This window comes from Paenibacillus sp. J31R98 (genome assembly GCF_056269245.1).
Window position 1 is genome coordinate 183,529 of the sequence record NZ_JBWDNO010000009.1, and the last position, 13,785, is coordinate 197,313.

Annotated in this window: 13 protein-coding genes and 1 riboswitch; of the genes, 7 read left to right on the forward strand and 6 right to left on the reverse strand. The window is 51.3% G+C overall.

What is annotated here, in order from left to right:
* Nucleotides 1–26: 26 nt before the first annotated feature.
* On the reverse strand, nt 27–821 hold the full coding sequence (locus AC0YNX_RS26400) for a helix-turn-helix transcriptional regulator (protein WP_475818683.1): 795 nt from the start codon (nt 819–821) through the stop codon (nt 27–29).
* 181 nt (nt 822–1,002) lie between these two features.
* On the opposite strand from AC0YNX_RS26400, the gene AC0YNX_RS26405 reads away from it, so the two are divergent.
* Both AC0YNX_RS26405 and AC0YNX_RS26410 read left to right on the forward strand, forming a co-directional pair.
* Entirely contained in the window at nt 1,003–1,770 is a 768-nt protein-coding gene (locus AC0YNX_RS26405; protein ID WP_475818684.1) for a sugar phosphate isomerase/epimerase family protein, read from the forward strand.
* A gap of 34 nt (nt 1,771–1,804) precedes the next feature.
* A complete protein-coding gene (locus AC0YNX_RS26410; RefSeq protein WP_475818685.1) occupies nt 1,805–2,824 on the forward strand; it encodes a Gfo/Idh/MocA family protein in 1,020 nt (339 codons plus the stop codon).
* A 63-nt stretch (nt 2,825–2,887) separates the two neighbouring features.
* Here AC0YNX_RS26410 and AC0YNX_RS26415 read toward each other — a convergent pair whose 3' ends face one another.
* The 3 genes from AC0YNX_RS26415 to AC0YNX_RS26425 form a co-directional block, all read right to left on the reverse strand.
* On the reverse strand, nt 2,888–3,955 hold the full coding sequence (locus AC0YNX_RS26415) for a phosphodiester glycosidase family protein (RefSeq protein WP_475818686.1): 1,068 nt from the start codon (nt 3,953–3,955) through the stop codon (nt 2,888–2,890).
* Entirely contained in the window at nt 3,955–4,395 is a 441-nt protein-coding gene (locus AC0YNX_RS26420) for a hypothetical protein (protein WP_475818687.1), read from the reverse strand. The genes AC0YNX_RS26415 and AC0YNX_RS26420 overlap by 1 nt, the downstream gene beginning before the upstream one ends.
* Nucleotides 4,396–4,512: 117 nt before the next feature.
* The gene (locus AC0YNX_RS26425) at nt 4,513–5,355 is read right to left on the reverse strand and encodes a phytanoyl-CoA dioxygenase family protein (protein ID WP_475818688.1); all 843 of its coding nucleotides are present in this window, start codon (nt 5,353–5,355) and stop codon (nt 4,513–4,515) included.
* A gap of 159 nt (nt 5,356–5,514) precedes the next feature.
* Between AC0YNX_RS26425 and AC0YNX_RS26430 the strand changes: the two genes are divergently transcribed.
* Nucleotides 5,515–6,399, forward strand: a complete 885-nt coding sequence (locus AC0YNX_RS26430; protein ID WP_475818689.1) for an AraC family transcriptional regulator — start codon at nt 5,515–5,517, stop codon at nt 6,397–6,399.
* A gap of 72 nt (nt 6,400–6,471) precedes the next feature.
* Here AC0YNX_RS26430 and AC0YNX_RS26435 read toward each other — a convergent pair whose 3' ends face one another.
* Together AC0YNX_RS26435 and AC0YNX_RS26440 are read right to left on the reverse strand one after the other, a co-directional pair.
* Nucleotides 6,472–7,428: a CAP domain-containing protein gene (locus AC0YNX_RS26435; RefSeq protein WP_475818690.1), complete on the reverse strand. Its 957-nt coding sequence runs from the start codon at nt 7,426–7,428 to the stop codon at nt 6,472–6,474.
* A 79-nt stretch (nt 7,429–7,507) separates the two neighbouring features.
* A complete protein-coding gene (locus AC0YNX_RS26440; protein ID WP_475818691.1) occupies nt 7,508–9,544 on the reverse strand; it encodes a beta-galactosidase in 2,037 nt (678 codons plus the stop codon).
* Between the two features lie 99 nt (nt 9,545–9,643).
* Between AC0YNX_RS26440 and AC0YNX_RS26445 the strand changes: the two genes are divergently transcribed.
* The 4 genes from AC0YNX_RS26445 to AC0YNX_RS26460 all read left to right on the forward strand — a co-directional run bounded on the left by AC0YNX_RS26445 (nt 9,644) and on the right by AC0YNX_RS26460 (nt 13,508).
* Entirely contained in the window at nt 9,644–10,528 is an 885-nt protein-coding gene (locus AC0YNX_RS26445) for a helix-turn-helix transcriptional regulator (protein ID WP_475818692.1), read from the forward strand.
* Nucleotides 10,529–10,549: 21 nt separating this feature from the next.
* Entirely contained in the window at nt 10,550–11,392 is an 843-nt protein-coding gene (locus AC0YNX_RS26450; protein WP_475818693.1) for an HNH endonuclease, read from the forward strand.
* 117 nt (nt 11,393–11,509) lie between these two features.
* A complete protein-coding gene (locus tag AC0YNX_RS26455) occupies nt 11,510–12,202 on the forward strand; it encodes a CAP domain-containing protein (RefSeq protein WP_475818694.1) in 693 nt (230 codons plus the stop codon).
* Between the two features lie 157 nt (nt 12,203–12,359).
* Entirely contained in the window at nt 12,360–13,508 is a 1,149-nt protein-coding gene (locus AC0YNX_RS26460; RefSeq protein WP_475818695.1) for an ATP-binding protein, read from the forward strand.
* A 65-nt stretch (nt 13,509–13,573) separates the two neighbouring features.
* A riboswitch (cyclic di-AMP (ydaO/yuaA leader) is annotated at nt 13,574–13,780 on the forward strand.
* The last annotated feature ends 5 nt before the right edge of the window (nt 13,781–13,785 follow it).

Consider the following 13,785-nt stretch of genomic DNA (forward strand, 5'->3'; position numbering starts at 1 on the left):
TTGCCCAAGGAAGGGTCCTCAACTCATTATTGGAGCCGGTAGACAGCCGGAGACACGCCATGCTTCTGCTTGAAGACACGGTAAAAGTACGAATAGCTGCCGAAGCCGCAGGTTTCAGCGATTTGCTCCAGGGTCATCGTGCTGTATTTGATTCTCTCCATTGCCATGGATAAGCGGACATTTTGGGTATACTGTATGATGGTCAAGCCATAGCATTCCTTGAACAGATGGACGGTGCGCGAGACGCTTAAGCCCACATGGTTAGCAATATCGGACACGCTGAAGGAGTCGGCAGCATGCTCGTCGATAAAGTTCTTCATGCGAGTGGCTATGAAGGACTTGCCCTGTAGGGCGGATTGCGTCGTAATGGCGCGGTCTAGACCGAGGCAGAGCGCGCGGAGCAAGTAATCGGCGAGCTCGGTATCCTCCGCTTCGAAGCGCCGCTTCTCCAGAATGAGAGCCTGCCAAATCGACAGCCAGCGCTCGTCAGGAACGACCTTCACTTTGCGTGGACGCTCCTTGCGCGCCCACCATTCATCGAGCCAGCTGCCGCGGCAGATGACATAGTAGTCTCCGCTTTTGACGCTGCTGGGTGCTGGATCAGCCCCGTTCTCCGAGTCGCTGTGCGGTGCGATGACGTTCAAATGATAGGCGTCGCCTGGCCTGAAGAGAAGCAGATCGCCGGCCTCAATGTGCTGCATTCGCCCGTCCACGAGCGCCTCGCAGGTGCCTTCTGTTTGCAAGCGGAAGAGATAGGCGCGCAGGCTCCCGTGGTTCGTGATTTGGAAGGGCTGTGTATGATAAGAATAGCTACAGCTCATAATTTCGGTTAGCATGCGGTTCACCTCATTTTGCAGCAAAATCGTACATGTTATTGTTATATAATACATCTCGAAAGCACTCGAATTCTACTATAATGAGTGTCAGATTGGTAAACTTACAGGTGCTATGCGTTTCATCAGGGACGCAAGGCAAAACCCGCCCGAAAGGAAGAGATTAATCGTGAAAATCGGTTTGCAATTATTCACACTGCGTGACGCATTAGCGGAAGACTTCAAAGGCACACTTCGTCAAGTAGCTGCTATGGGCTATGAGGGCGTTGAATTTGCTGGTTACGGCGACATTCCTGCAGAGGAAATGAAAGCATTGCTGAATGAGCTTGGCATTGAAGGCTTCGGAAGCCACGTCGGCTTGCAGCAGCTGGAAGAGAATATTGATGGCGAAATCGCTTATCTGAAAACAATCGGCGCGAGTTATGCCATCCTTCCGTGGGTTTCCCCTGAGATGGTTGCTGGCGGCGAAGAGTTCTGGCGCGGTCTGATCACGAAGCTGGAGCAATTCGGCAAGAAGTTCCATGAAGCAGGTATCGAATTCTGCTACCACAACCATGATTTCGAATTCGCATTGCAAATCGACGGCGAGTTCGTATTTGATGCCATGTACACGAAGGTTGCAGCTGACCTCTTGAAAGTGGAAATGGACATTGGCTGGGTGCAATACTCGAACCAAGATCCAATTGCTTATATCGCGAAGTATGCTGGCCGCTTGCCGCTGCTTCACTTGAAGGACTTCCGCAAAGGCAACCCAGGCGAGCAAATCGACACGGTCGAGCTTGGCCGCGGCGACCTCGCGCTGAACGATATTATCGCAGCTGCAGGTAAAGCAAACGTGGAGTGGATCGTTGTCGAGCAAGACAGATGTGCGAATCCGCCGCTTGAATCGGTACAAACAAGCATCAATTGGCTTCGTGAGAACGGGCACAAAGCTTAAAACCATCATTTGATTAAGGGAGATATACGCTATTATGAGTAAAGTAAGAGTAGCCGTTGTAGGTTGCGGCGCCATTGCAATCCGTCGTCACATTCCTGAGTATGCAGTAAATCCTAACGTCGAATTCGTCGCTTTCGTTGACCCGGTTATCGAGCGCGCGCAAGAGCTAGCGGCGAAGTATGGCGCTGAAGCTTTTGCAAGCTATGAAGAAATGCTGAGCAAAGTTAAGCCGGACGCCGTTAGCGTATGCACGCCTAACTACCTTCACGCACCAGTAACAATTGCAGCAGCGAATGCTGGCGCACACGTACTGGTTGAGAAGCCAATGGCTTCGACTGACGAAGAAGCGGCTGCTATGATCGAAGCTGCAAGCAAGAACGGCGTTTACTTGATGGTTGGCCACAACCAACGTCTGATGCCTCCGCACGTGAAGGCAAAAGAAATCCTCAAGAACGGCTCGCTTGGCCGCGTTCTTACATTCCGTACGTCGTTCGGCCACCCAGGTCCGGAAGGCTGGAGCGTAGACGGCAAAGGCAGCTGGTTCTTCCGTAAACCGGAAGCGATTATGGGCGCTATGGGTGACCTCGGCGTACATAAATCCGACCTCATCCGTTACCTGCTTGACGACGAAGTTGCTCAAGTAACGGGGTACATCGGTACGCTCGACAAAGAGGGTACAGACGTAGACGATAACGCGACTTGCCTCCTTCGCATGAAGAGCGGCGCAATCGGTACGCTTGTTGCTAGCTGGACGTACTACAAAGGCGAAGACAACAGCACCGTATTATGGTGCGAGAATGGCGTTCTGAAGATCGGTACAGATCCTAACGACCAAATCATCGTTGAGCTGCGCAACGGCACAGTTGAGCGCTACAACGTTGGTGCAATCAGCACAAACGACAAACAAGAGTCGAGCGGCGTTGTTGATGCATTCATCAACAGCATCGTTACGAAGACGAAGCCAAGCATCTCCGGCGAAGAAGGCCGCAAATCGCTGGCAGTTATTCTTGCCGCATTCGAATCGCAAGCTACTGGCAAAGTCATTAGCCTGTAAAATGACGAAACCTCCAGTTTCCGCCTGAAAGGGCGGAGCTGGAGGTTTTTTATATCTTTATTCTTATTTGAAAAATAAAAAGTGCGTCGGCAGAGGCCGCAGCGTGCCGTCTGACGGATGGTTGATGATGCGGCCGTTGAAGATGAGCGAGGATGAACCTCCGCCATCCAGGTTGTAGCCATCGTTCGCGCCGAATCGTTCGAGCAAGTATTGCATCTCCTCCAGCGTTGCGCCGGAGCTGCCGGCTTCGTTACGTCCGTCGATGACGAGGAAGAGCAGCTGGTTATCTTTGTAGTTCGCGATAACGGTGCGCGGAGCGCGAGAAGGACTGCTCTGCCATTTGGCTGGAATCGGCATCGGCACGCCATTCTTCATGAGTACGGGAACGAAGGAAGCGCCGAACTTCAGCTTCTTCGCATCGAGATCGTTCTGGTCCTTCACTTTGCCGCCAACGAGCTTCAAGCTCTCATTAAGCCCAACGAAGAAGAGATCCTTCTCCGATGGCTGGAAGCCCCCGATATATTGACCGTTCAGTACCGTTGTACTGAGCGGGTACCGTTTGCCTGCTTGATCAGCGAATCCTCCGGCGTTCACGCCTGCGATTGCGTTGTACCGCCGTACAGCGGAAAGCGTCGTCTCGGCGCTGCCGTATTTGTCATTGCCGAGCACCATTTTCATGCCCTTCGATGATTTCAGCTTCACCTTCAAGGCATATCCGCTGAATTTTTGCGCGTTAATCGTGAATAGCTGCGCCGTCAGATTGTCGGATTGTACCTGCTGAACCGGCGAGCCGATCTTGCGTGTAATACGGCGGTCGTAGATGAGCAGCGGACGCCCAAGCTGGGAGCGGGTTAGCACGACGACGCCGTTCATGTTCTCATTCACGGCATGATAAAGCTTCACATTCTTCTTGATGGATGAAGCAGTATGTAAGGCCATAGCCTTCGCTTGATCGAGACCGCTAATGACATTAGCCGTCTGCTCCGGTAGGGGGGCAAGCGGCGCGGTACTTCTCGGGAAGGCAGCGTCTGTCAGTTGGAAGGACGGACTCGTGCCCAGCAGCCATATGATCATGCCGATAAAAGGGGCTAGCGACGCCAACATGAGCCGATTTAGTTGTTTGACGGTCATTATTTAAGCACATCCAAGCTTTTCTTCAGCTCATTCAGCTGTTTCTTCACGTCGGCAATTTGGCTGTACAGCTTGTTGCTGTTATCGGTCTTGCTGCTCATATTGTCCTTGGAGAACTCGAGCAGCTCGTTCAACGCATCGACTTTTCCCTGAATCTTACCGAGCTCGCCGTTGAAGTTCGTCGTAATTTCTTCTAATTGCTTCTTATAGTCAGCTTGCATGGCGGCGATTTGCTGAGCGGTCTGATGATTGACTTGATCGGTCAAGTTCTGCTTGATCTTGCCTGTGTACCAGATCGTTCCGACCAAGCCGGAACCAATGAGAAGGACCCAGAAGAAGAGGAAGAGAGGCACGGACAATCCTTTCTTACGCGTTTGTCTGCTTCGTTCATAATTAGCTGCGGATCTTGTTTCATAACTTACATCTGTGTTTGAGTTCATAAGCAATCAATCTCCTATTTCGGTAAGCGCTAGAACTCTATTTTACCATAATAGATTCCTAGAATAGAAGAAGAGCCCCCTCTGCCGCAGCAGAAGGAGCTCATTCCGTACATAAAGCTACTCGTTGTTCTTGTTATACAACACCGGATTCAGCGGGGAAGCGGCAATCTCGCCTGGTTTGATGCCAGGGAACCAGCTATTGAGATCGCTTCTGCGCGCATTGCTGTCCGGCTCGGCTACGATCATGTCGTCTGCGATGTAGATAATCGTCATGACTTCACGCATCCGGTCGGAAGGATTACCCGGAGCAGAGTGGATCGTCCAGCCAGCGTGGAATGTTGCATCGCCAGCTTCCATCGCGCCGTAGTTCGTCGTCGGCAGCCCTTTGCCGGTTACATAGGAGCCAATCGTCTTATGCGATTCATCGGAAATATCTTGCCGGCTTAAGTAGCCGCTTTGGTACGATTCGTCGACGAATGTCATCGAGCCGATCTCTTCGGAGATCGGAACGAGCGGCATCCACAGTGTGATGGATTTATTAGTACTGAGCGGCCAATAATTCTGATCCTGATGCCAAGGTGTATGACCGCCGCCCGGTTCTTTGAACAACGCTTGGTCATGGTATAAGCGCACGCCATCTACACCCATCAGCTCAGCTGCGATTTTGGCAAATCGTCTCGCATATGTGAAACGCTTCGCAGACTCGCTCATTTCGCATAAGTTCCCAATTTGTATGAATGCTTTGCCGTAAGTGTCGCGCTCTTCGACAGGCTTCGTCTGATTATTGTGTTCGCGGACGAGGCCTTCGATAATCGGTTCGTAAATATCCACTTCTTCAGGCTTCAGTACATTCTTCAGAAAAATATGACCGTTCTTCTGATACGAAGCAATTTGCTCCGCTGATAGCTCGTAGTCCTCAGCTAATGTTGGCAATTGTGCCAGGTTCGTGTTTGCTTCCATTATTAAACGCTCCCTTGTTTCGAATTCGATTTCAATATGACCTTATTATAGCGCCTTATCAGCAACCTCATCTTTGTTCCGATATCTTATCCTTTTTGTCAAAAACAACTGTGTTTATTACAATAGAGGTAGTATTGCTGCAGGGGAGGAGCGGATATTATGATGTATTTATCCGAAATGATGGCGAAGCGCCCAATTGTTCCGTACATAAGGGAAGGGGATTACGCTATCCGCAAACCTTGGACTTACCCAGAGCGCAGGCTGCTCGATTACTTAATCGTTTATTTCCAAGAAGGAGCATGCGTATTTACGGTCGATGGTGTGCCTTATCAATTCGGCAGCGGAGAGTTTTGTCTCATTCAACCGGAGAGCCTGGTCGAATTAGAGGGGCGGACGAATACGATCACGCCTTTCGTTCATCTTGATTTCTTCTACGACGAGCTCAGGGAAGAACGCTTCCCGACAAGGGGCGGACAGACGGATTTAACGGCTTATGCTCATCTCATACAGCCGAAGCTCAATGACTTCAATGGAATCGACATTCCCGTTAAGCTATCACCGAAGAAGCCAATCGTGCTAAGAGATAAATTTATTGAGATGGTCAAATGCTGGCAGCACCGCGATCCGATTATGCAGCTTCGCGCGCAATCATTGGCGACAGATGTGATTCTGACGATACTGGAAGATCATACGAATCTACGGGAAGCAGAGAAAGCGGCGCCTCAGCCGCTGAATTGGATCACGTCGTTCTTCTCCTTCAATCTGTCCGAGCATCTGACGGTGAATGAAATGGCGAAGCGTGCTAATCTGTCTCCATCTAGGTTCAGCGCCAAATTTCGCGAGCAATTCGGCGTGCCGCCGCATCGCTATCTGCTGGAGCTGCGCATCGCTCACGCGAAAGAATTGTTGGTCTCATCCGAGCTGCGTCTGGAGGAGATCGCAGAGTATTGCGGATTTGCAGATATTCATCATTTTACGAAGGCATTCAAGAAGATGGCGGGCGAATCGCCTGGCTCTTACCGCAAGCTGCACATAAACGCATGAAATGAAACGAGCATTGACCGCTTCAGACACGGTGCAATGCTCGCTTGTGGTTGTACAGCGATAATAATCTGCTTACGGACTGATAAACTGCTGCGTCCAATACGGGCTCATGTTGCCGCCTGGAGCATAGCCAACGCCGAGTTTCGTAAAGTTAGGGCTAAGAATGTTTGCTTTGTGACCAGGGGAGTTCATCCAAGCAGTCATTACATCCTGAACGCTCTTCTGACCAGCAGCAATATTCTCGCCTGCATACGAATAGCTGATGCCGAATTGCTTCATCATATCAAATGGGCTGCCATACGTTGGTGAATCATGCGAGAAGTAGTTCTTGTCGCGCATGTCAGTCGATTTGGCTTGAGCGCTCTTCGACAGCGGATCATAAAGTGACAGTGCCGACAGACCGGCTTTGGCGCGCTCTGCATTCACTTGCTGCAAGATCTGCTGCGCGATGGATTGATTGCCGCTGGAACCCGCATTGCCAGAACCTGCTGTATTGCCAGTATTACTGGTGTTGCCAGTGTTGCCCGTATTTTGATTACCGGTGTTACCCGTATTGCCTGTCGGATACCCGGTGTTGCCGCCAGTGCCGTAGTTGCCGCCAGTGTTGCCGGTTGTGCCCGGATTGACTTGACGCAGCTGACCGTTCAGCCATTGATACCACGGGTAGTTGTTCAAATTGCCTAAGTTACCGAGATTACCTTGAAGAGTGCCGTCGTTGTACGCATTTGCATTGTAACGATTATTATTGTTGCCAAGCGGTGTGGCTGTGTCATTATAGGAATAGCCACGATACGTATTGCCGTTATTCGTGTTGCCGTACATGTTATTGCGGTACGTGCGGTTGTTCAGCGGCAGCAGGTTATCTGCAGTGTTCGCTGCATCCCGCCCCAATTTCCTTACTTCATGACCTGCTCTGTTGGCCGCTTTGTACGTGTTGTTCGGTCCGGGTCCGGATACCGCATTGTAGATCAGAGCACCTACGCCAAGAGCTAAACAAATACCTAATAAAGTCCCGAAAAATCTTCTCATTTGTCTGATCAAGCTCCCTTCACACCAACTAATATGTTCAGCGGCGCAAGGAGCTATGCGATCAGGGAACGAGGCAATATCAAGCAAATTGCTCAATAATAAGGACGCCGTAGCCAGCCAGATGCACTTGGCCGGAAGCTGTTTCACCGGTTAACAGATCGACGCCGGCATACTCGCCAAGCTCAACTGCTGCTTCTGCTGCATTGTGATTGAGGACGAACAAGTACGAACGATCATCCTTCGCTCTCAGCGTTACTTCAACGCCAGCCTGCTTCCCGGGAAGCGGCTTAATGCCACTGCTGTCGCAAAGTGCGCCTAGGAAGCCTTGCAGGAAATCGGCATCCGGACTCGATGCCACATACCATGCTTCGCCGCTGCCGAACCGGTTGCGTGTCAGCACCGGCATTCCTTTATAGAAGTCATCGCCATATACGGCCATCACTTCAGCGCTCTCGGCATGGATAAGATCGCATAGAATCGTGCACTTGTACTCGCTGTCCCCATGCAGTTTGCCTAGCGCTTCCTTCATGACGATTCGGTTGTGCTGCCCAGGGAACAAGGCATCAATCTCCTCTGCCCAAATACCCAACAATTCACGCAGCTCGCCAGGATAACCGCCTAGCGTTACCAAGTCATTCTCGTTCACAATTCCACTGAAGAACGTCGTGACGAATTTACCGCCTGCAGCGACATAAGCTTCCATTCTCGCAGCCATGCCCGGCTTCACCATATACATGACCGGAGCAAGCACGATCGCATAAGGACTGAGATCGTCCTCGAAAGACACGATGTCGACTTGATACCCTTGTTCATACAAGGCACGGTAATATTTATGAACTTCATCTACATATTTGAGATCAACGGTCGGACCGCTTGAATATTCGATCGCCCAGCGGTTCTCCCAATCATACATAATGGCAATGCGGCTAGGCAGACGCGAGCCGAGCAGCTTCGTGCCAAGGCTGTCCAGCTCCTTGCCGAGCTGAGCGCATTCGCGGAACACGCGCGTATGCTCATGGCCGACGTGCTCGATTAGCGCGCCGTGATATTTCTCGCAGGCGCCGACAGAGCGGCGAAGCTGGAAGAACATAACGCTGTCCGAGCCGTGCGCCACTGCCTGATAGCTCCATAGACGCATAATGCCTGGCCGCTTCAGCGTATTGTATGCCTGCCAGTTCTGCTGGCTCGGCGTCTGCTCCATAAGCAAGAACGGCGCTCCACTCTTTAAGCCCCGCATGAGGTCATGCGTCATGGAAGTGAAGCTTGTGGGCGTATCCATGGAAGGATAGTTATCCCATGCGATAATGTCCATATGCTTCGCCCATTTGAAATAATCGAGCGGCTTATACGTGCCCATCAGATTCGTTGTGACTGGCATGTCGGGCGTATGCGCTTTCAATGCGTCATACTCGAGCTTGTAGCAATCAAGCAGACTGTCGGAATTGAAGCGAGTATAATCAAGCGAGATACCTTGGAAGCAGGTACGATCAGATGCCCACTGCTCCGATAGAGCGCTTGGCAGCACGATCTCGTCCCATTCGTAGAAGGTATGTCCCCAGAAACGGGTATTCCATTGTTCGTTCAGCTTGTCCAGCGTGCCGTATTTGGCACGCAGCCATTCGCGGAATGCTGCTTCGCAGCGGTCGCAATAGCATTCGCCGCCATATTCATTAGACACATGCCAGAGAAGCAGGGCAGGATGGTCTTTGTAACGCTCAGCAAGCTTGGAGGCAAGCTCAGTGGAGAGGTTGCGGTAGACCGGGCTATTCGGGCAGGAGTTATGGCGTCCGCCGAATTTACGCTGCCTGCCGTCAAAGTCGGTACGCAGCACTTCTGGATATTTGCGTGCCATCCAGGCCGGATGTGCGCCAGTGCTTGTAGCCAGACATGCGTAAATGCCATTCTTGTGCAGCATGTCCATAATGCGATCAAGCGTCTCGAAATGATAGGTATCTTCATTCGGCTGAAGCATCGCCCAGGAGAAAACATTGACAGTTGCAATATTCATGCCCGCGAGCGGAATGAGCCGCATATCCTCTAGCCAAATGCTCTCGTCCCACTGCTCTGGGTTATAGTCGCCGCCATATAACATTTTGGGCAATTTCGTCGTATCCATGCGTTAATCCCCTTTAGGTAAATAAGATGATAACAGCTTTATTTTATGGTAAGATTCGAGTGAGAGATATATAAAAAAGTTTAGGCAGGATATCATAATATGGAACAGCAAACGGAGCGGAAGCAATTCAACATAAACGGACAGCAGCAGAATCGGTTCATGTTTAAGAGCGGCGAGTTCGAGCTGCCGCTCTATATGGATAGTATTGGCTTCAATCCAGAGCAGGAAGCGGTAGACCGGACGAAAGGATATCCGTACTTCCACTGGCTGCAAACGATTGAAGGCGAAGGTGAATTCGAGCTGAACGGCATACGCTACTCGCTGCCTCCGGGGCATGGTTCGCTGCTCTTCCCTGGGGTGCCGCATTTCTACGTCTCCAAGGGTGGACGGAAGTGGTCGACGCTCTATGTGACGTTCGGCGGCGTGCTCGCTGCATCGATGCTTGCATCGCTTGGGATCCGGCATACGGAGTGGCTGCATTGGGATGAAGATGCGCCAATCACCTCTCAGCTGATTGCGATGATCAATCAGGCCCAACATGACGAGGACCGAACAGGTCTTAATGCATCGGCGCAGCTGTATCGGTTCCTGACGATGATCAAGATTTACGGGCAGAAAGGCGGCCGGTCATCGGTATTCCAGCATTTGGAGAAGCTAGACCCGCTGCTTGGGTGGCTCGATGAGAATTATGGCGATCCCGATATTAGCCTTACGGATATGGCGGAGAAGCTGGCGATCAGCCCGCGTTACTTGAATTCACTGTTCAGGCAAGCCTTCGGCATTACTGCCTATGCCTACTTGATTCGGCTGCGCATTATTAAGTCCAAAGAGATGATGAGCCTTGGCGACAGCTCACGCTCCATCAAGGAAATCGCGCAGCTGTCGGGTTATCGCGATTCCAGCCATTTTATTGCGGCATTCGGCAAGACGGAAGGCATTACGCCAGAGCAGTTCCGCAAGCTGCACGGCTTAATATCAGGCTAAAGCGAAAGCGAGAATAGAGCGATGGAAACGAAGCAATGTACAGTATGCGGGCAAGAGAAGCCGCAGTCCGCGTTCACGAAGCGGGCAGGCAAGAGCGGCCGGCGCGGGACATGCCGCTCCTGTATGCGCAGGCGCAAGCGTGACACGATAGTGGCAGTAGCGCCGCTGCATTCGGATTCAGCCATCGCTGCCGGGATGGCTCAGGGCGGGACCGCGCAAGCAGCCGTAGATGTGGCTGCTGTGGGACAAGCTGCCGTGGCTGAACCGCGAGCTGCCGAAGGCGCTGCAACGGTAACAGCATCCGTAGCGGCAACGGCATCGGAATTGCCGCCGGCGCGAACACGCAAGCGTAAGCGAAAGCGCCGCCGCGGACGTTACAACAAGTCGGCTCGGCTGCGTAAACAGCAGGAAACCGAGCAGATAATAGAAGTTGCAAAGACGCCGGTTCGGCCGCCGGACCGAGTCATTAAGCAGATCCAAGGCTCCTTCACATTCAAGACCTCGGTATTGAACGACCGTGGAAGAGGGCATATAAGGCTGCGCGGCTATCGGGAAACAGGGAAGCGCTGGTCGACCGTAATTCCAACGGAGATGGCTGTGCGTATGGTAGAAGAAGGCGCAGCTGGCATTATTAATTCAGGCATGATTCATAAATTATATACGAAGACGGATTTCAGGCTGCTTATTCTGCAGCGCGACGATTATATTTGCCGGTATTGCGGTAAATTCGGTGACACGATTGACCATGTCATGCCGAAATCAAAGGGCGGATTGTCATCGCCGGCCAATTGCGTATGCGCTTGCTCGGAGTGCAATCTCAAGAAGGCCGATAAATTAGACTTTGTTAATAATGATGATTTCTAGCGGGTTTGACACCTATTTTCCAATATTTAGTTCATGAAAAGCGAATAACTCCCGTGTTAGTATGAGTGGCGTCGGGGCGCCCCGGCATACAACATTTGTAAACGAGGAGGATTTTTCATGAAGATGCAACCATTTCGTATAGGTGTAGCTAGTGTACTCGCAGCCAGCTTGATCGCGCTTGGAGGAGGAGCAGCCCTGCAGAAGGCAGAAGCAGCCTCCGTGAACACTTCCGTCTCTTATAAAGTAACAAACACGGACACGATGTATAAAATCGCGAAGAAATACGGTGTAAGCTTGAACGCGTTGATCGCGGCTAACCCGACTATCAAGAATCCGAACATCATCTGGGCAGGCATGACAGTGAAGGTGCCTGTGACGACGACAACAAGCGGAGGCAACACAGGTTCCGGCTCCGGTTCGACTACAACAAACACGACGGACAAGTCTACTTTTGCAGCTCAAGTTGTGACGATTGTGAATCAGGAACGCGCTAAGGTTGGCCTTGCTGCGCTGAAGTCCGATACGCTTCTGACTAAGGTCGCGCTGGACAAAGCGAAAGATATGTACACGAACAACTATTTTGACCATAACTCGCCGACTTACGGCTCCCCGTTCGACATGATGCGTGCTTACGGCGTCACTTACTCTTATGCAGGCGAGAATATCGCGAAAGGCCAGCGTACGCCTTCGGAAGTGATGACGGCGTGGATGAACAGTGCAGGCCATAAAGCGAATATTCTTGGCGCTAATTACAAGAAAATCGGCGTTGCGTACTACAACGGTGAATGGGTACAAGAGTTTACTTCATAAATGAGCAAGCAACGGGAAGCGGCCAGGGGGCCGCTTTTTTGTTATTCCGGTAGCGTCATTGTTGCATGAGAGAAATTTAATTTCTTCATGCCGCGCAGGTATTGGGTAAATAAAAGCGAAATCTATTCTAACGAATTTGACTACTCGGGGGTCCACTATGCGACGGAAGGCGACGGCAATATACTACAACCAGACGTTGGCTGAACGAACGAAGAGGAAGATAAGGCTTGGAAGAATTGAACCGGATATTGCTCCGCCTTATTCAGTAGCGCTAAGCTATCAGCGATTAATTAAATATTTGCCTGAGCCGATCTTTGTACATGACGGAATCGAAGTTCTGTTCGCCAACCAAGCGGGACTGCGTTTGCTCGGCATGACTGAATTATCAGAGATCACAGGTGATATAAAGGTATGGAAATTCATGCACCCCGATAACCAGGCACGATCGATGGAGCGTATCCACGCGGTTATGCAAACGGATGAGCCGAATGAGTTCGAGGAGTGCCGCATTATTGATGTGTTTGGCGAGGTTATTGATGTCGAGGTATCCAGCACCCGCATACATAATTATCCTGGCAAAGGTACAGTCGTTCAGAGCGTCTTTCGCGATATCCGTGAACGGAAGAAAGAAGAGGAGGCGCTCATTCATTCCGAGAAGCTCTCTGTTGCCGGACAGATGGCGGCGGGCATTGCTCATGAAATACGCAATCCGCTGACCTCCTTGATCGGCTTCTCTAAGTTTCTGAAGACGAAGATCGATAAGTATCATGAGTACTTTGACATTATGCTCGTGGAGCTGGATCGGATTAACTCGATCGTGCAGGAGTTTATGGCGCTGGCGAAGCCGCAGGCCAGCCAATTCCGCAAGCATGATCTCAACCGGATTATTGGCAATGTGCTGACGCTGCTCGAAACGCAGGCGATCTTGAAAGATGTGCAGATTATTCCGCAGCTCGATTCGGATGTGACGGAACTGCTCTGTGATGAGAATCAGCTGAAGCAGGTGTTCGTCAACGTGCTCAAGAACGCCATCGAGGCGATGCCAAGTGGCGGCATCATAACCATTACGCTTACCAATGTCGATGCGCAGCATATTGCCGTCTCGATTATTGATGAAGGGACAGGCATTCCAGAGGAGCAGCTTCCGAAGCTCGGCGGTCCGTTCTTCACGACGAAGGACAGCGGAACGGGGCTTGGTCTGATGATTTGTTATCGCATCATCGAAGGCCATCAAGGGAAAATGGAAATCAAGAGCGTGCCTGGTAAAGGGACGACGGTAGCGATTCGACTGCCGCGCAATCTGTAAGATTCGGCTGTTTTTCGGTGTTGGTTGTATTTTCCGGTAGGATTGTCGTAAGTGTCTGTGTTATCCTTTAACGCGAGCCGAAACATTATGTGCGGGGGATATTTTTAGAGCATAGATAGCGTCAGAAATAGACGCTTTTGCTCGCCAGTTCAGTGAACTGGTTAATGCGTTCACAGCAGCGCTGGGGTGAATCGCTTGGTTAACAAGCGTAGGGCGGAACTCCTTTCGTCCGAATCCGACAACTAACCTCGTAGGCCGCATGCGATGAAGATGAGTA